This is a genomic window from Paenibacillus sp. J22FR83 (assembly GCF_059691955.1).
Genome location: NZ_JCAUAM010000024.1, coordinates 63043 through 83124 on the forward strand (window position 1 = coordinate 63043; position 20082 = coordinate 83124).

The 20082-nt window shown below is 43.2% G+C and carries 10 protein-coding genes; 6 read left to right on the forward strand and 4 right to left on the reverse strand.

The window, feature by feature from the left end:
- Positions 1–238: 238 nt before the first annotated feature.
- Entirely contained in the window at positions 239–1999 is a 1761-nt protein-coding gene (locus AC58PV_RS31055) for an S-layer homology domain-containing protein (RefSeq protein ID WP_497436769.1), read from the reverse strand.
- 76 nt (positions 2000–2075) lie between these two features.
- Positions 2076–8723: a CBM96 family carbohydrate-binding protein gene (locus tag AC58PV_RS31060; protein ID WP_497436770.1), complete on the reverse strand. Its 6648-nt coding sequence runs from the start codon at positions 8721–8723 to the stop codon at positions 2076–2078.
- A gap of 397 nt (positions 8724–9120) precedes the next feature.
- Between AC58PV_RS31060 and AC58PV_RS31065 the strand changes: the two genes are divergently transcribed.
- The 4 genes from AC58PV_RS31065 to AC58PV_RS31080 all read left to right on the forward strand — a co-directional run bounded on the left by AC58PV_RS31065 (position 9121) and on the right by AC58PV_RS31080 (position 15284).
- Positions 9121–11439: a helix-turn-helix domain-containing protein gene (locus AC58PV_RS31065; protein ID WP_497436771.1), complete on the forward strand. Its 2319-nt coding sequence runs from the start codon at positions 9121–9123 to the stop codon at positions 11437–11439.
- A gap of 200 nt (positions 11440–11639) precedes the next feature.
- Positions 11640–12620, forward strand: coding sequence for an ABC transporter permease (locus AC58PV_RS31070; RefSeq protein ID WP_497436772.1), 981 nt, complete (start codon positions 11640–11642; stop codon positions 12618–12620).
- A gap of 10 nt (positions 12621–12630) precedes the next feature.
- Positions 12631–13512, forward strand: a complete 882-nt coding sequence (locus AC58PV_RS31075; protein WP_497436774.1) for a carbohydrate ABC transporter permease — start codon at positions 12631–12633, stop codon at positions 13510–13512.
- Positions 13513–13673: 161 nt separating this feature from the next.
- The gene (locus tag AC58PV_RS31080; protein WP_497436776.1) at positions 13674–15284 is read left to right on the forward strand and encodes a type 2 periplasmic-binding domain-containing protein; all 1611 of its coding nucleotides are present in this window, start codon (positions 13674–13676) and stop codon (positions 15282–15284) included.
- An 83-nt stretch (positions 15285–15367) separates the two neighbouring features.
- Here AC58PV_RS31080 and AC58PV_RS31085 read toward each other — a convergent pair whose 3' ends face one another.
- The gene (locus AC58PV_RS31085) at positions 15368–16507 is read right to left on the reverse strand and encodes a glycoside hydrolase family 88 protein (RefSeq protein ID WP_497436777.1); all 1140 of its coding nucleotides are present in this window, start codon (positions 16505–16507) and stop codon (positions 15368–15370) included.
- A gap of 177 nt (positions 16508–16684) precedes the next feature.
- On the opposite strand from AC58PV_RS31085, the gene AC58PV_RS31090 reads away from it, so the two are divergent.
- On the forward strand, positions 16685–17521 hold the full coding sequence (locus AC58PV_RS31090) for a helix-turn-helix domain-containing protein (protein ID WP_497436778.1): 837 nt from the start codon (positions 16685–16687) through the stop codon (positions 17519–17521).
- Between the two features lie 11 nt (positions 17522–17532).
- Here the strand turns inward: AC58PV_RS31090 and AC58PV_RS31095 are convergent, their stop codons facing one another.
- A complete protein-coding gene (locus AC58PV_RS31095) occupies positions 17533–18375 on the reverse strand; it encodes an AraC family transcriptional regulator (protein WP_497436779.1) in 843 nt (280 codons plus the stop codon).
- A gap of 158 nt (positions 18376–18533) precedes the next feature.
- Here AC58PV_RS31095 and AC58PV_RS31100 point away from each other — a divergent pair, with 158 nt between their 5' ends.
- Positions 18534–20045 carry a sulfatase family protein gene (locus tag AC58PV_RS31100; protein WP_497436781.1) on the forward strand — a complete coding sequence of 504 codons (1512 nt, stop codon included), beginning with the start codon at positions 18534–18536 and terminating at the stop codon, positions 20043–20045.
- Positions 20046–20082 lie beyond the last annotated feature (37 nt).

Here is a 20082-nt window from a genome sequence, read left to right on the forward strand (position 1 = left end):
TTCCCCCCTTTAAAAATGGAATAAATGGAAAATATGCAGCTAAATTCATCCATTCTCCGCATAACAAGCAAATAATCAAAAAATAACTACATTTTTTCCATCTAATCGTTATTTCCGACTCCAAAGCGTGATAATAGCTGTAGATTTTCCAGTTAAATCAGACTCTTTAACCTTTCAGAACCTACTAAGAGCAAAAAAGACTCGCGCCCACAATCACGCAAGTCTTAATCGTTATCAATCACTGTAAATAATACAGTTTATAGAGTAATACCGCTGCTTCCGCGCGGGTCGTATTCCCTGTCGGGTGCATGTTCTGCCCATCTCCCTCAACCAATCCCTGCTGAATCAAGGTTTTGATGCTATCCTTCGCATAGCTTGCAACGTTCACGAAGTCATTGAATGCGTTCATATCCACAGTAGCAGCACCTGTGACCTTCACATTTTTCCCGGCAATGTTAATTGCTCTTTCTACCATAACCATCATATCCTGCCTGGAAATAAAATCCTTCGGATTCAGCTTATTACTCCCTACACCTGCAGATATTCCGAGTTGTCTAGCCACTCCAGCTTCCTCGTAATAATAATCCGCTGGTTGGACATCTTCAAAGTTACCCTCTACTTCTGCATGTAAACCTAAAGTCTCCACTAATAGCTTAAGGAAATCCGCACGCGTAATGTTTGCACTCGGTGTAAATGTGGATTCCGTAGTGCCATTAATTACACCTTTGGAAGCTAAAACCTCGATTTGCTTCTTCGCCCAAGAGATACCCTGAATATCATCAAACGTAGTTTCCTCGTACGTTACTGCATACATACTAAAGTGCGTAGTGGTAAAGGTCACGTTGCCTGTCGTAGCATCATACTTACCCGATGGCACTTTGATCACTTTGCCATCACCATCTACATACCAGATCACAATATGTTCGGGATTCTGAAGCTCCTTCGCTGTTGGCGTGTAGGGTACACTATCGGTGACTGGTGCATCTTTGTTCTTCCAAGCAACGACTTCCCCATTGATTTTGATAGTCAGCTCAATAACCGGCTTGTTCTGCGTTTTCTCTTTCAATTTCGGAGAGAATGAGCTGGTATTCGCCTTGGCAATGGAGAACTCGATTGATGAGGGGTTCGTCCCCAAATCCTTCGATTTAAACATATTATCAGGTAACGTAATACTTCCAAGCGGTGACTGAATTTCAACTTTCTTATCTGACTCCTGCGCTTTGGGCTTCGTAGCATTGAAAGCCTCCTTTGGCAATGTCACGATATATTGGTTGACGCCTTCTTCCGACTTAAGCACCACTGTGACAACTTTATTCCCTTGTTGATCCATTGGCGCTTGTCCAAGAGCGGACGCGTAGGTTGAAGCATCTAGCCCTGCTCGAGCGGATTCCCCTTGCTTAGTTGTTTGAACCTCAACTGTTCCTGGTGGTGAGGTTACAGGAGATGGGTTGTTTCCATTACCGTTTGGTGGCGGGTCTCCACTACCGCCTGGTGGCTGACTGGTAGCTGTACTTACTGTGAACGATTTAGTAACATTCGGCGAAAAATTTGTCGCAGCTAGAATGGGTGGTTTCAAGGCCGTTACGCCAACAAGAGTGACATCCGCGGAACCGATCGCAATGCTTTTGAATTTGAACTTTAGAATAGGAATGCCATCTGCAGAAACGACACTTGAAGAGGAGCTCGTTACACCCACTTTAGCATGATTGCCCTCTACATAATCGGCTTGATAGGTAAATTGTTGCGAACCTGCATCACCACGAATAAAACTCAACTTCGTTGCGTCAAAAGCAACCTCCGCTTCATAGCTTTTAAACAATTGCTCTCCAGCTCCTACTAAGGTCACAACCACCTCATCTCCATTAACAATGGCGGTTTTATCGAGTTGTATATCAAACGACGTTGCAACAACAGCAGCATCGGCTCTTTCAATAGGGCATGATAAACTAATAACTAAGGAGGAAAGCAGTAGTGCATGCATTAATTTAGAAAACTTCATCTATATCGCTCCTCTTCATAAATAGGGATAAGAAGGCTACTTACGCAACCTTCCTATCCGCTGTTTGTAGGAATTATTATTTGTTAATATATTTCTCTACTACAAATGTTATTTCATAGATACCGATTATACCGTCATTATTAATATCCATTTGTTTAACAACGTTCCAATCGGATACCCCTGCATGTTTACCAAACTGTGGAGCAACCTTACTCAAATCCCCGATATCATACCCAACTATGTCATTAAAGTCGCCAGTTCGACTAGTAATCACTAAGCTTTGGAATGTACTAAGCGCACCATTCAAACTAGCAATAGCAGCTGCAATCTGATCTGCATCTGAAATCCCATCCCGTACAACAGTTGCTGCGGTAATGGCATTCAACAATTGCGACTTCGTACCTGCTGGATACTGTCCGTTGGCCAGCCCTTCAATAACTGCGTCATAGATGAGTTGAGCAGATTGAATAGTGGCAATCAATGCGGTTTTGTCCGATCCAATGGTAATGGACTTGCTAGCAAGTTGAGCCCCGAGGATGTCTCCTTGCCCATTGCCTAGCTCAATGGCAGTTACGCTAATGGACCCATTTCCAGAAGCTAGCGGTGTGAATGTCAGTTTCACAATTTGAGGTACATCACCCTGAATTGCATGGTTTGCACCCGTATGCGACACAATTATGCGGACTTTTCCTTGCTCCGGTACGTTATTTACACTTTCAATCGTTGTGCCATTTGGAACAGGAGTTGCAGCTTCGAAACGGAATAAGGCTTTGTCATAAGAAACGGTAATATCCTGTGCGGTAATACTCTCCGCGCCTGCAAGACCATAGAACAGACTTAGTGGAATTGTCGGTTCTACAATGCTCTCCCCCGTTAAGGTTACCGTTCCACTCATTGCACCTGCTTCTGTTTTTACCGTCAACGCATTGCTGGATATGGATGTCTTTCCATCCGAATCCTTGGCTACAACTGTAAATACATACTCTCTATTCGGATGTAAGCCAGATACCGTATAAGCCGTATTCGTGATTTCTGTGTTGTTGATCTTAATACCATCTTGCCAAACATCATAACTGATTGCAGCAGTACTTTGATTTGTAGAGGCATTCCAAGCTAAACTTACAGAGTTAGCCGTTATGTTGTTAACTTGCAGACCTGTTGGCTTGCTTGGAGCAGCCGCGAAAATTTGAGTTTCAATAATACTATTAAACCCAAGTCCATAGCCTGCAACCGAATGTCCGTGACATAAGATACGAACATATTTCGCGGTCATGGCATTAAATCTGTATGTTTCTAATGCCTGCGTTGTGCCGCTTGTTACACCAGAAGCATACACAGTCGTCCAGTTGACACCATCGCTAGATACCGCAATATCAAAGTAATTTTTCCGAACATGACCATTCGAGAAAGCTAGCGAAACTGCATTAATTTCTTTAAGTGCGCCCAAGTCATACTGAATCCACTGTTCTTTCTCTGCTGACCAACGTGATTCAGGATCCAGATCACCATCAATTGTATTCATAGCGATATATTTCGGATCTACATCCAAGCTAGCCGTTACCCCAGCAATATATAAGAATGGAGTATCTAGTACAACACTGCTTTCATTCGAAGGCGTACCTGCACCATTCGCATTGTAAGGCACGATCGTAAAGTAATACGGTCTTGAAGTTGGCGGCAAATCCACAACATAACCAGAATTCGTCACATTGAAAGTCGTACCTAAATAATTCCCGCTCGACTTCCCAACCTTAATGATATAAGAAGTATTCTTAGGATCGGTTGTAAAGTTCACCGTAACTTTGTTGCCATCTGCAAGTAAACTCGTAATGACAGGTGTCACAGCATCAGGTGCCTTAGGAGTACCCGATACCTCATTGGAAATCTCACTCTCACCTTGCACAGTTAACGATGTAACAGCAAAATAATACGTTGTATCGTTGGCGAGATTAGGAATAACCGGAGTTGTACTACCCGTTGTAATACTGTTCGTATATACGCCAGAAGTCGTTCCATACTTCACTTTATACTTCAGTGCACCATCCACCGGTGTAAAGTCAAGGCTTAAACTGCCGTTCCCCACATGAACAGAATTCAATACTGGTTTATCAGGTAGTGTGTAAGAAGCCAGCAGACCATCAAATTTCGTACTCGCACCAGTAGCAGTCATCCCCACATACCCTGTTGCAAATGTTGAATCCTGAGCTGTTAGCTCTTTGTTCCCATTGACATAAACGTTTATCGTGTCATTCGTTAGCTCTGCCCGCAATCTGTGAGTTTTGGCTTCTACTAACGTATCCTTCCAACCCCATGGGTTAAAGTAGAAAATAGCCCCAGGTCTAGTCGTTGGCAATGTAAAAGATTTCTCCGCAATAACGCTGAAGTTGCCATTCACCTTTTTCTTAATGAAGAGCTTATCTTGCGTATAAGATATTTGATAGTAGTTGTTGGCATCTGTGACCCGCGCAAGGATTCCCGCTTCGCCGCTGCCAATTGCAGGTGTGCTCATCCAAGCATAATAGTTAATGTTGGCTAATTTCTTCGCTGTATGGTAAGCGATGACAGTCGAAGCGCCCCCATTTAACGTAAATATTTTCTCATTCTCATCATAGTTATGACCGCCTACGACGGAAGCATTCGTGACCGCTTTTTTGTTAAAAGGAATGATGTTGTCATGCGTTACTGATGATGCAGCGGGATCAACCACCCAGCTTTTGGCCGTCATATCCCCAACACTGTTGTAATTGAACGTATCATTGAATGTTGTTGCCGTAATATTCCCCGTAGAAAATAACAGTTCCATTAAGAAAGCCCAGACATCATTCGCAATCGTATACGTATGGGTATCAATCCAGCTTTGGCCAAAATACCCATTGACCAATTTCGCATACAGATCATTTGCTGCAACTTTCTGTATCTTCTCGATGTGATTCGCTACATCTGTGCTTATTGGCGTATGCAAATATCCAAAATAATTTAACAAAACGGTATTCGAGATGGCCGGTTCCAATCCTAGGACTACGTAACTCGGCGATTCTCTTGGTCCGCCTTGATCGGCTGATTGAAATTCAAAACCCATCCCGAGTTGACCTTGAAACTCGCCATCCTCTGCCAAATACGGCCAGTTGTAAGCTTCTTGAGCCGCATGAATTTTTAAAGGATCTTCCAAGAACTCGTTCAGTGTAACGTTCATAAATGACCATTTACTGGACTTCAAAGTAGCTTCTACTCTAGCTGCTTTCTCTGTCAGTTTAAGTGCATCCGTCGCAGCGGTAGAGAAATTGTTCGTATTCTCAAAGCTAGCTGCAATGGTTGTTAAACCTTTGCTTTTTAACTCTGCAATAAAAGCTTTGTGGTCATAAGAAGCAAGGATTGGTTTAATATTATCCAATCCAATGGCAAATGCAGAGGCAAATAAACTCGTTAAGTGAGGCTCTCCAAAGTTACCCGTAACCCCGTTATTGGAATCTCCATTCATCGCTAATCTTCTCGTTGTATGCCCAATATAATTGTCATCTTTATCGTAATCGCTCAACATGTACATTTCGGCAATGAGTGCAGCTTTCATGAAAGTGCTCAATGCTTCCTTCTCATTCGCTGTTAGTCTGGATGTGACGCGTGAATCGTTCCAGAGAAGCGCTATCGCATACACGATCGGAGATTGTGAGCGATCATCAAGTCCTGCTTGAAGATTCGGCATTTTCGCCGGTACAGTCAAGATTTTTTTGAGTGCATCCACATATTCATCAACTAGCACTGGATTATCGTTTCCAGCAGCAATCGCTTGGGCCACAACGGCAAACCCTTTCGCATTCTCTGTCTCCGGTGCGCTTCCTTGGCCCGTATTCGGATTGACGAATGTAATATTGCGAATATGAAGCAAGGCATCGTCTAGGTAATGCTGTGACGGCTCTGCGTAAGGATAACCTACACTTTGTGCAGAGAATGTTCCTACAACTTCAGCAGTTGCCAAACCAACTGTATCTTTAAGTGCGGATGCTTGTATCTTGACCTTTCTATTGCTTCCAGCAACAGGCTGTTGAAGAATAATATTTAATTGCTTACTACCAATCTCAACTTTGTCGTTAGCCCCCAACGGCTGGTACGTGACACCGCCATCGGAAGAAAGCTGGACAGCATTCTTTAAGGCAGCAGAATCCCCTAAATTATTGGTAATGGGTTCATTGAATGCTACTTTAATCGTTTTGTTAAAGTTTACCGTGTAAACGGCAGTCAATGTCGGTGCTTCCACATCTTCAGAGTAGGAGTTCGATACATATTCGGCTACGGAGTTTCCACTTGCATCCTTTAATGTAGATGCAGCCACCTTGATTCTGTAATCGGAACCCGACAGTTTGGATGCCCGTGTTACAACGAGTGAATTTCCGCTAATTGCAACAGTATCTCCTTGTGCCAAAGGTACGAACGCTTGATTGCTCTGGCTAATTGTAACGGCTGCTTTAAGTGCCGCAGCATCAGCAACCTTACTAATAAGAGCCTCATTAGCTCGAATCGTAATCACTTTATTACTAGGATCTAACGTTACATTTGATTCTAAAATAGGAGCAGCTACATCGAGCACAATAGCTTGCGTCACGATGGCTACCTCATTGGCATTGCCAAATGGATCCGCCAAAGTTCCCGCTGCTACTTTAATTGTCAAAGCAGATGCTGTAATCTTTTGAGCAAAATTGATTGTCAGCTTCTTATCACCAATACTAACTGTATCCCCCGCAGCAAGCGCTGTGAAGTCAACACGATTCGATGATGCGCTCAGTGCTGTTTTTAAATCTGGAGCCTTATTCGTAATCGTTTCATTGAAAGTTACTTCAACTTTTTGATTATCCGTAACGACAACACCAGATACAGCAGGAGCTTTACTGTCATAATCAATAGCAAGCTGAGGATAAATGGTTCCTACAGTCGAACCTTCTTTGGTCCTGAAGCTTCTTGCAACTGTTGTTGAAATTGAATCGTTCATAATCATGATACTAGCAACGCCATCTTTGGCTTTCTGCTTACTGAGATAGTCCGTGATATCTACTTCATACCAAGTATCTGTCCGGTTGGCACTAATCTCCGCAGTACCAAGTAATTCCCCATATGCAGGCTGATTCGCATACGTCATACCTGTCTCTGTCCAGCTGTCATCTTCTATCGCATAGAAAGAAGCCGTTCCAGCTTGTGTGGTCCCATATTGCAGATAAACCCTCAATTTTCCGGTATTGAATGTTCCTAAGTTTGCGATATCAAACTTCATGAAAGATCTTGCTTTTGCTGCGCCAATCACATTAGCACCAGACACCTCTCTAATGTACATGAGCGCTTCATTTCCATAATTCTTATAGTAAGGACTGTTTGCACTAACATCTGAAGTTCCCACAGCACCACCTGCATCGACATACGTATCAGCTGCAACTTTGACCGTAGCCAGTGATGTTAAGGGAGCCGGAATGTTCAGTGTATTGGTTATCAGATCGGTTGTAATTGGCAAATTGCTTGCCAGTGATTTGATGGTGTTACCTAGCACCTTAATTTTATAGTTGCTTCCAATTAATGCTGATGCAAATTGAACTGAAGCGGTAGTGCCATTGATGGCAACGGTATCATTTGCTCCAAGCGCTTGATAAGTACTACCCCCGTTACTGGAAACTTGAAAATTTGCCTTGGGGTTACCATTCGTCCAGGCTAGCGCTTTATCAAAGTTAAGATATACCGTTTTGGCAGTACCGCCTACAGTAGCTGATAAATAGTTGGGTACGGTTAAATCTACCTGCCCGATTAGGGGAGCAGTAACCACATCAGTAGAAACAATATTGTTATAACCGTCCTTTAACGTGTTGGCTAACACTTTTATTTTGTTATTTTCGCCTACTAAGCCTGTGTTAAGATTTACTCTTAAGTAGACATTGTTGCTAACTGTCACTGTATCACTAACACCTAATGGATGAAATGTTGTCCCATCAGTTGTGAGCAGCACCTTGCTCTTAAGGCTTCCAGCTGTATGATCAACGAGTACCTCGTCAAATTTTAAAAAGATTTCCTTAAAATCAGAACTGACGGTTGCCGATTGATAAATCGGTGCTTCCGCATCTCTTAGGTAGATCAACCCTGGTTGTTTATTGGCCTCCCACGTTCTTTCCTTATTCGTGAACGCTCGCCATGAGCTGGATTTGCTAATCACAACTAGGCTTGCTTTCCCATCTAATGCCTTCTGTTGTTTAATGTAGTCTGTAATATCTATATCTACTGGCCCCCCTGCTGCAGGCGCTTGTTCCAAATTGAACGTCGTGATGAGTGGACCGTAGGCAGGCTGAGTGTTCCAAGTCATGGCTGTCTCTGACCATGTATCATCGGCAACGGCATAGACATTGACTGCAACCGTCTCCGTGCTCGTTACATAGTTATTAAATAATCGAAGCTTAAACGTTGCCCCATCCAAGTTGGTTGGTAATTGAGACAAGTTAAAGCGAAAAAACGGATACTGTGTGTTATTATCCCCTGAAGTTCTCAAATGCAACTGATTGGCGACAGGCGCTACATTGTAATTAACGTCTCTCTCAGCAGGAACGCTAGATACATAGGTATCTGCTTCTGGTAAATATTTGGTCTCTGCGGCTTCCACCTTATTCAGCGGACTCGTCAGAAAGGTGTTGCAGGTACCTAACAGCAATGTGGCCAAAAGAATCTTGCTAACCGTCTGTTTAAATCTCATTTTTGACATCACTTCACTCCTCGACTTCAAAATATAGTAATATAGGATGTTCTCTTCACTCTACGATCCACGTATTCTCATTGCCAGTTTATAAGAAAGCGCTATCAAGGGTGAAAGTATGACAAACCTCCTAACTTTAGCTTAAATTTTCCAACGCTTCTTGTATACTTGACTAACTTGTCAAAACGCTGCACTTTTTAACAAAATTCATGTTTATTCGTTTAATTTATCTCGTAGTCACAACTTCACTCTTATACATTTTAGTGAAAAGACTTTACTTTTTAGCAAATTGAAATGCTGCTGGTCTATCCTCATCGTCTTATGCTAGAATGCTAAATAACAACATAAAGCTCAATTGGACTCTATCATCTAGTTCATTTATTCTTCCCTTTAAGGCGGTGATTACATGATCTACCGAACGAAATTCCTTGCACCTCGCAAAAAAGTTTTTTACCGCTTATTTACCTCCAATGTCATCATGCTGTTATTTCCTCTCCTTATTGGTTGGGGGATGTATACGCAACTCGAGAAGATCATTTATGAGAACGCTTACCAGGCCAATAGTATCTTAATTAGTCAACTTCGTCAGAATGTCGATCATCGAATAACCGAACTCCAACAATTCGGCTATTTAATTTCTGTAAATCCCAAAATCCAAACCTTATTGGCAGAACTTAAACCTGATAATCCGCATAAAGATTATGTTGCAAGCCAACTCCTTGTTGAGCTTCGAAATTATTCGCAGGTCAATAGCATAATTGATGACTTCATAATAAGCAGCGAACCCATCAATAGTATTTTCACAACTAATGCACGCATGGATACGCAATTTTACTATGACAATTATCTACCTTTTAGAAATGTAACCTATGCGGATTGGATGAAATCCTTTGTAACTGGGTATAGCTATCAGCACTATTTACCCGCTATCCAGACGACTTCCGGTCAATTCATGTTAACCTACACATCATCCATTCCGCTTGGCGATCGAACGAATCCGCTCGGGAAATTAATAATGACGATGGATCAATCAAAGTTGCTAGACTCGGCAGAAATGTCTTCCGCATCCAACCAAGTGCAGTTCTATATCCTGAATAAGGATAAACAAATTATTATGCGTACATCAGATGCCCCGTTACAAGATGAAATCCTGACAGCTCTTACACAATCCCCATCTGGTTCGCTTACAACGACTTCAGATACGGATCATCGCATGGTTAATTTTGAGAATTCCAAACAATCAGGCTGGACATTTATCGCTACGGTTCCTGAGAAATCCTTTATTGCTCCCGTATTGCATGTCAAATATGCTGCTTTGTCTGCCATTGTGGCCTGCCTATTACTCGGCCTTATTGCGGCGTACCTATTGACGGAAAGGAATTACAGCCCTTTACGTAAATTAATCAGCGTAATTAATCCTAAGCCATTACCTACTTCTCGCTCTGGGAAATGGGATGAATGGACGGCCTTGCAGAACTCCATGGAGGAATCTATGGAAGAGGAGCGCCAATTACGTGGTCAGCTTCACAAACACTTTCCTACAGTTCAATCCAGCTATATTCACCGTCTTATTCGGGGGCGCGTTGAAAGTGAATCTATTCAAGAATCAGCAATGGAGATGTTAGGCGCTCCTTTTGCCTATAACCATTTCGCTGTCCTCCTGATTGAGTTGGATGATTGCTCGGAATTTGTCAAAGATAACTCTGAGCGTCAATGGGCTCATGTAAGGTTCATTGTTATGAACATTCTCCAAGACCTGATTAAGGAGAGAGGCATGTCCGCCTTCTTTGCCGAAATAGAGCGAGAACAAGTAGGTGTTCTGATCAACCACAGTCTAGAAGAAGATCAATGGAAACCTAACATATTGCCATGCTTGGAGGAATTAAATGCAGTACTTCAGAGCCGCCTTTCCATCTTTATCACGGTTGCGGTTAGTGATAGTCGTCCCTCTCCCTCGCAGATTGGCGAATGCTATGCAGAAGCGCTGCGTTCGATGGAGCACAAATGGCTGAAGGGTGAACATTCGGTTATCTTCTACAACGATCTGGGTGAAGAAGAGAAAACCTACTTCTATCCAGTTGATACCGAAAGTCAAATCATTAATCTCGTCAAACATGGTGAACTAGATCAGGTCAATAAACTCTTAGATCAGGTATATACCATGAATTTCGATCGTGGCGCCATCGCTCCTGAACTAGGAAAATGGCTTATGTACAACATTGTGAGTACACTCTTGAAATGTTTACAGCTTCTCAATCTCACATACCGTGAAGTATTCGATCAGGATGACGATCCCGACAAACGATTAGCCGCCTGCGATACGTCCATAGAAATGTATCAAGAGATTAAACAGATGTATGCGACACTCTGCACATATGTGGATAGCGATCGGTCTGATCATAATCATGAGCAAATGAGCAGAATGGTTACCTACCTAGAAACTAGCGTGTACGATGCCAATCTAGGGCTCGAGAATGTCGCAGACCATTTCGGGCTGTCGCCCAAGTATGTATCACGTTTCTTTAAACTCCATATAGGTGAAACGATTACGGATTACATTGCCAAGATGAGGGTCGAAGAGGCGAAGAAATTACTTATAGAGACAGATATGACCGTACTAGACATTTCCCAAAAGCTCGGTTATTCAACGGATATAGGCCTACAGCGCATATTCAAGAAACATACGGGACTAACACCTGGCAAATATCGAACTGGAAACAAATAAACCAGAAGCCTGCATCTCGTATGCAGGACCTCTGGTTTTTCACTTTTTTCTATCCAAACAAGGAAACTTGCAGGCGATGGTTACCATTTGATTGTCCGTAATGTGGCATTCCGCAGGCTTTTGGGGTAGATATACGGTAGGCTGACAGCTAGTTGCCCTTCTATAATCAAATTAAACACATAGAAAGGGTGATCATCCCCATGCATAGCAATTCGAGCAGCACGACAACCGCTGCGAGGTCCATCGACGCATCTGCAGTCAAGAAGAAAGCGGGTTACTTGGTTAGGCTCAAGAAGGATCTAGTTCGAAATAAACTGATCTACCTCATCCTTCTACCCGTTCTCGCGTATTACGTTATTTTCCATTATGTACCCATGTACGGGGCGCAAATTGCCTTCAAGCAATTTTCACCTGCGAAAGGTATACTGGCTAGTGAATGGGTCGGCTTCGTCCACTTCAAGCAGTTTTTCAGTTCGTTTTACTTCTGGCGCGTCCTAAAGAATACACTATTAATCAGTTTTTACGAACTTATTTTTGGTTTTCCAGCACCCATTTTGTTGGCTTTGCTATTAAACGAAGTGCGCGTACGTTTTTTCAAAAGAGCCGTGCAAACCATTACGTATATCCCCCATTTTATCTCCGTAGTTATTGTGGTTGGAATGACCGTCGATTTCTTCTCTCTCAATGGATTAGTCAATCAGTTGCTCGGCTTATTCGGTGTAGAGCCGCTCAAATTCTTCAATAGCTCCGATTACTTCCGTTTCCTCTTCGTAGGATCTGGGATTTGGCAAGGCGTTGGCTGGGGATCTATTATTTATCTGGCTGCGATTGCGGGCATTGATCCTGCTCTCTATGAGGCAGCTCGCGTAGATGGTGCGAACCGCTTCAAACAGATTCGGCATATTACACTGCCGGGGATCGCACCGACTATCATCATCTTGTTCATTCTGACGATTGGGCATTTCATGAGCGTAGGCGCAGAGAAAATTATTCTACTCTACAATCCCGCTATGTATGAAACAGCAGATACGATTTCAACATTTGTTTATCGCAAAGGATTACTGGAATCTAACTATAGCTTCAGCGCAGCTGTTGGACTCTTCAATTCTGTCATTAATTTCATCTTATTAATCATTACGAATCGACTCAGTAGTTCCTTAACGGACACGAAACTGTGGTAGGAGGCTCACCATGAAAGAACGTAAAACGATTGGCGATATCAGCTTTGATTTGACGACATACCTCATCCTCACCTTGTTGTGCATCGTAACTTTGTACCCATTCTTCTATATTGTTATGGCGTCATTCAGTGATCCTGCCAAGTTTGCACAGCAGCGAGGTCTCATGTTCTGGCCTACAGGGTTTTCACTAGAGGGTTACCGGCTCGTTTTCAATAATCCAATGATTGCTATTGGGTACTTAAACACCATTTTCTACGTCGTCATTGGTATCGTGCTCAATATTTTCTTCACTAGCTTAGGTGCTTACGCCTTGTCTCGTAAAAATGTCATGCTTCGTGACCCTATTATGATGATTATCGTATTTACCATGTTTTTTGGTGGCGGACTGATCCCAACGTATCTACTGGTGAATGGGCTTGGCTTGTATGATACACGATGGGCACTTATTCTACCTGGATTAGTAGGAACTTTTAACCTCATCATTATGCGCACTTCTTTTCAAGCTATACCCGATAGTCTGGAGGAATCGGCTCGTATTGACGGAGCGAATGATCTCACCATATTATTTCGCATCATCCTACCTTTATCCATGCCCGTTATCTCGGTTATGATATTATTCTACGGTGTTGGTCATTGGAATGCTTACTTTAACGCACTCATCTATCTGCGAGACAGGGATTTGTATCCGCTGCAAATGATTTTACGAGAGATCCTGATTATCAATAGCACAGACAGCATGACGACGAATATGACGACAGATGATCGTGCTTTTGTTGCCAGCACCATTAAATATGCGGCAATTATTGTGACAACGACACCAATTCTCATCGTTTATCCCTTTCTCCAGAAGTACTTTGTCAAAGGTGTTATGATTGGTGCAATCAAAGGGTAATCTACAGCAATTATGGATTTGTGTACCGATTGTTGGTCGCGAAAAGCAGAGATTTGATAGTAAATATCCCAAATGGATGGTATTCAACCAGCTGAATGTTCACTATATTTGCGTTGAAGGTTAGACAACCTACAAAAAAACACTAAGGGGATGAACACGAAATGAAAGTAACCTTGAAAAATGTTGTAATCGGTTCCACGTCTGCTATTGTCATAGCCGCCATGCTGAGTGCATGCAGCAGCACACCGACACCAGCCACTAGTCCAGCAGCATCCGCAGGCGCAACAACACAACCATTAACGAAACTTACTTATTTTTTAGAAATGAACAACAACGCAGCTCCTGTCTCCAAAAATTACAATGATAGAGAGATGTATAAGGAATTAGAGAAGCGTACTGGAGTTAAGGTAGAGTATACCCATCCGCCAATAGGTCCTGAGCAAGTCAAACAAGCGTTAAATCTGATGGTTGCTTCCAATAATTTAACGGATGTCATTGACTTTAACTGGCTGTCTTATCCAGGTGGACCTGAGAAAGCGATTAATGACGGCGTGATCATTGACCTCAAGGAATTGATTGATAAGTATGCGCCAAATCTGAGTAAGATCCTAAAGGAAAATCCAGAAGTGAAGAAACAAATTTCCACAGATAGTGGTAAAATCTATTCCTTCCCCGATCTCAGTTTGAAAAATGAACAATTAACGTATACGGGACCTGTCATCCGTCAGGATTGGTTGGATAAGTTAGGTTTAGCTGCACCGACAACCGTTGATGAGTGGTATACCGTATTGAAAGCATTTAAAGAGAAAGATCCGAATGGCAACGGCAAAGCGGATGAAATTCCGTTCCATATCAATACCGATTTCTGGTTGAGAGATTCCAGCTTCCTTGTAGGTGCTTGGGGTATTGGCTTCGAATTCTATCAAGATAACGGTGTTGTGAAGTACGGTGTGACTCAACCTGAGTTCAAAGAGTATGTGAAGACGATGCAGAAATGGTACAAAGAAGGCCTATTGGACCCTGAGTATGCGACAAACGATGAGAAGCTCTTTGATGCCAAAGTAACAGGTGAACGAATTGGTTCGAGTATTGTCCTCGCCGGCGGAGGTGTAGGGAAATTCAATCAATTAATGAAAGATAAGAATCCTAACTTCGTGCTCCAAGGTATCACCTATCCGACCCTCAAGAAAGGTGATCGCGCGGAAATTGGCCAAAAAATCAACTATTTCAATGGTCTTGGTGCAGCCGTTACAAAAGCGAATAAAAACCCTATCGAAACCGTGAAATATCTTGATTATCGCTATGGTGAGGCAGGTAATCTTCTCTTTAACTTCGGCATCGAAGGCGTTTCCTACACGATGGAGAATGGCTATCCGAAATATACCGATCTTATTATGAAAAACCCACAGGGCTTACCAATGGCACAAGCGTTATCGAAATATGCTGGCAGTTCTCCTAAATTAATCGATGTACGTTATAACGAGCAATACAGCTGGACAACACCTGTTCTGAAGCAGTCCGTTAAGAACTGGAGTGATGCCATCAACAAGAAGAAAATGCCGCCAGTTACACCATCGCCGGAAGAAAGCGCTAAATTCGCTTCCATTATGAGTGATGTGAACACCTATGTAGGCGAAATGTTTAACAAGTTCGTTATGAATGCAGAACCGATTGAGAATTATGATACTTTTATCAAGAAACTTAAATCATTAAACATCGATGAAGCTATCAAAATTCAACAAGCTGCTTTGGATCGCTACAATAAACGCTAAGCTTATACCGTCATAATAAAACCATCCAGGCTTTGAACAGCGAATTGGCTGCGGAGCACTGGATGGTTTCTCACAAACAATAATTAGTCTACTAACTCTCTTAGCTTCGCAATGGCTTCCACGAAATAATAGTCGCCATAGATTAATGCGCCGTTCTCGACTGCTGTACGTGGATTATTTCCTCGATGAAACGCTGCTGTTGCGCTCGTTAAGATGCATTCATCCGATAGATCCCAGATCGCACATTTCTCATCAAGTGCTTTAAGAATAAGGATAGCAGATTGTAAGTACAGATCCTTCTCTGCCTCAGGAACAGCCTTGGCAATTTCAATTAATCCGCAAGCAGTAATGGCTCCAGCTGAGCTGTCTAACAATGTGGCATCCGCAGGTTGGCGATAATCGCATGGCGGCACATAACCCGTTAGCGGTAGACACGTCATTACATAATGTGCAATTCGTTTCGCAGCTTGCAAATATGCCGTTTTCCCAGTCCAGTTATACGTTTGTGCAAAGCCATAAATGGCCCAACTCTGCCCTCTTGACCACGAAGATCCACTTACATAGCCTTGACCTCTAGGGATATCAACCACTTCCCCAGTATCCTTATCGAAGCTAACAATATGGTTGACGGAACCATCTTCTCGAATGAATGTTTTCATCGTCTTGTCTGCATGTTGAATACCGATATGCTTAAATCGATCATCCTTGCTTTGTTCGCTCGCCCAGAATAGAAGTGGGATATTCATCATACAATCGATGATTGCCCAACCCTCATTCCCCTCTCCGTTCCATGCGCGAATATAGCCTCCTGCCATATTGTAACGAGCAGACAATACATTCGCTGCCAACATCGCCCGTTGCCTTGCACCTTGATCTTCTGTTATTTCATGATTCAACACCGAAGTTAACAGCCACATAAAGCCTACATCATGATGTAATTGATCGTAGCTATGTAGAACAGCATCCATTTTCTTCTCTATACTTTGGGCATAACCCTTATAGGTTTCGTTACTTGGATCATCCTTGTACAGCTGCCACAGAATACCCGCCCAGAATGAATTGGTCCACCAGGAAAGATCATCATGCCAATCGTCATAGACACCATTGATCGTGGTGTGTGGGAAACCATCTTGAATGCGTTGGGATGTCTTCGAAATTTTTGCACCAATTCGGTCCCAAGTCCCCTGAATAAACGTTTTATTCTCTTGTAAAATCGCTTTCAATTTACATACCTCCTCGATATTAGCTTGGATCCTTGCAGCTCCAATGAGCTAAGTATAGTGGGATTTCAGGGCTGTAACCTATAGTAGACCTTGCGAGAAACATTGCATAACTTGCTTTTTATCTTTGATTTTCATGATATAGTAAAGCTAACTAAATCAAACTCGAAGAGGGATACGATGAACGAGAAGCTTACATCATTTCAGCTCAAGAATGGTGCCTTTAGCTACATGCATTCCATTACTCAAAGTCCACATGATGAGCAGCACCGCTCGTATATGTTGGATTGCTACGAAATTTATTATCTTATTTCTGGCAGTGTGAATTATCAAGTAGAAGATCAGACGTATTCCTTGAGTCCCGGGGATTTATTGATTATCACGAATAAGGAAATGCATCGCCCCTATTTCACGTCGGATTCCAGCTATGAGCGAATTATCATTTTCTTCACGCCTGAATTTTGCCAGCATTATCACCATGAGAGCTACCCCATTCTGCACTATTTTGAACGCAAAAAGCCCGGAAGCTTCAACCGTATTCCAAGCAAATTGGTTGAACAACTAGGCGTATATTTTACAGATATGGAAGAACATTACCATGCCAATCAACCTGCGAGTCAGGTGCTGATCGAATTGACGTTCATTCGACTTCTCATTCATCTTAATGACATCATTGCTACGCATCTTCATACGTCCCAGCTAGAAGGAGAATATAATGCGAAAATTGAGCACATTGTTACATACATCCACAACAATTTGTATCGCGAACTAACGCTTCAGCATATCGAGGATACGTTCTATATTAATCGGTACTATTTCTCGCATCTGTTCAAGAAAGTAACAGGGTATAGCTTCAAACAATACGTGATACATAAACGGATCGCCAAAGCCATCGAATTATTGAAGTTGTCCGTCCCCCCTGCCGAAGCATGTAAAATGACAGGATTTGAGGACTACTCTAACTTTTATAAAGCGTTCAAAAGAATTACGGGCGTATCGCCTGCGGGATATTCCTAGCTTCGTGGCAATTACCCCCGATAGGTACGTGGCGAGACTCCCTTATACGTCGTAAATGCCCGTGTGAAAGCATACAACTCGGAATAGCCCAACGAATAGGCGATTTCCGTGACTGATAACGACGTGGTTTTGAGTAGTTCCGCCCCCTTCTCTAAGCGCTTTTGAGCTAAGTAACGCTGTGGTGAGGTGCCATACTTCTTCAGGAATGCAGCATACACATGCGACCGATGGTAGCCAAAATGGTTAGCGGCATCCTCGACACGAATATGCTCCGTATAGTGTAAATCGAAGAATTCTTTCACTTGTGCGAGCCAGTTCTCTTTCTCTTTGGAGGCAGAACGGTTCGCTTGCAGGTTCATTTTATAAAAAAGATCACTGAGTGTCCGCTGTTCAAGAAACATATTCCTCTTCGTCCCCGAAAGAGCACCAATCACACTTCGCAACGCTTCGCCAACTTCGTTATTCACAATGTCATGTAACCAATATTTATTGGGCGTCAAGCCAAACTCTGCGGTTAAAATCGGCAATTGACTGCCTTCCATGGCTAGCCAGATCATTTTCAAAGGCGGGATACCTTCTTCCGTTTGCATCGTTCGATATACATAGGGACGTCCTGGAAATAAGCAGAACACGTCGCCTTCGCTTAATTCAACGGTATGATCGAGTGAAGTCACGCTCACTTTGCCTTGTACAATCCAATGAAAGCTCGTCTGTTCAATTACCTTAGGTCCAATGTGATACGTTGGCTTAGCCACATTCTGCCCTGCCCGCACAATCCAACAACCGCTTGCGGTCTGAAAGGGCTGGGGAATAGCAAACCAAACATCAGCGAATTCCATCTCATATTCTTGCATCTTGTTCCTCCCCTTGCACGCCAATTGCCCAACTTACTCACCCCTAATTTTACGAAAAAGTAGACATAATGACAACTTTCTAACATTCCATCATGTTGTTTTTACGATCCTATTTCTATACTACTTGTAGATAGGCAAATAGAAAGGTGGAACATCTCTTGAAGAAACCGAATATTCTACTCATCACAAGTGATCAGCAGCATTGGAATACGATTGGCGCTTTCAATCCAGAGCTATCTACGCCTAATTTGGATCGACTCGTGCAAGAAGGAACGACTTTCACACGGGCTTACTGCCCTAATCCGACTTGTACACCGACTAGATCTTCCATTATAACCGGCCAATATCCTAGCCAACATGGCGCATGGACGCTCGGCACCAAGCTTTTGGAGGATCGCCACACCTTAGGGGAAGATTTCAAGAGAGCAGATTATCGCACTGCGCTGATTGGTAAAGCCCACTTCCAGCCGCTCAAAGGGACAGACGAGTATCCCTCACTAGAAGCTTACCCCCTTCTGCAGGACCTGGATTACTGGAAAGCGTTCGATCAACCTTTCTATGGTTTTGACCATGTTGAATTAGCACGCAATCATACGAATGAAGCTCATGTGGGACAACATTATGCGCTATGGATGGTAGAGAAGGGGCTAACGAACTGGCGGGACTATTTCTTGGCTCCGACGGGGACAATGGATCCGAATCAGTTGCATCACTGGGCAATTCCAGAGGAATTTCACTATAATACGTGGATTGCAGAAAGAACCAATGCGCTGTTGGAACAGTATAAGGAGTCCGATGAAGGCTTCTTCCTATGGTCAAGTTTCTTCGATCCACATCCGGATTATTTAGTCCCTTCGCCATGGGATACGATGTATGATCCCGAGAAATTGACGATCCCATCCGTCACACCCGGTGAACATGAGAAGAATCCACCACACTTTCAGCTCACACAAGAAGCGAATCCCGACTTCTCTTATCTGAAAGAAAGCGGTTATGGCATCCATGGTTACCACTCTCATTCTCACTTGCCAGAAAGTGAGCGCAAGCAGCTCGTAGCCACCTATTACGGCATGATCAGTTGTATGGACGCTCACATTGGTCGTATCTTGGATCGACTAGATGCGCTAGGGCTTGCCGAAAATACGATTGTCGTATTCACAACGGATCATGGTCACTTCTTCGGACAGCATGGTCTTCAATATAAAGGCGGCTTCCTTTACGAGGATCTGATCAAGCTCCCTTTCATCGTTCGTTACCCTGGTCACGTGCCAGCGGGCAGAACTTCGAATGCGATCCAATCTCTAGTCGATCTTGCGCCTACTTTCCTCTCCATGGCTGGACTGCCTATACCTTGCTTCATGACAGGAGTTGACCAAAGCAGCGTATGGACAGGTCAGGCCGAACATGCACGAGACCATGCGATTTGCGAATTCCGCCACGAGAAAACAACGATTCACCAGAAAACCTATGTGGACGAGCGGTATAAGATAACCGTCTACTATAATCAAACTTATGGCGAACTCTTTGACCTTCAAGAAGACCCAGGTGAGATTCGTAATTTGTGGGATGAGCCTGCGTATCGAGATTTGAAATCTCGCCTGCTGCTCTCTTATATTTGGGCAGAGCTGGGGAAAGAACCGTTAGCGATGCCACGGATTTGGCACGCTTAAAGCTCGTGACTCCGAAGGTCGCTAATTTCACGTGCTA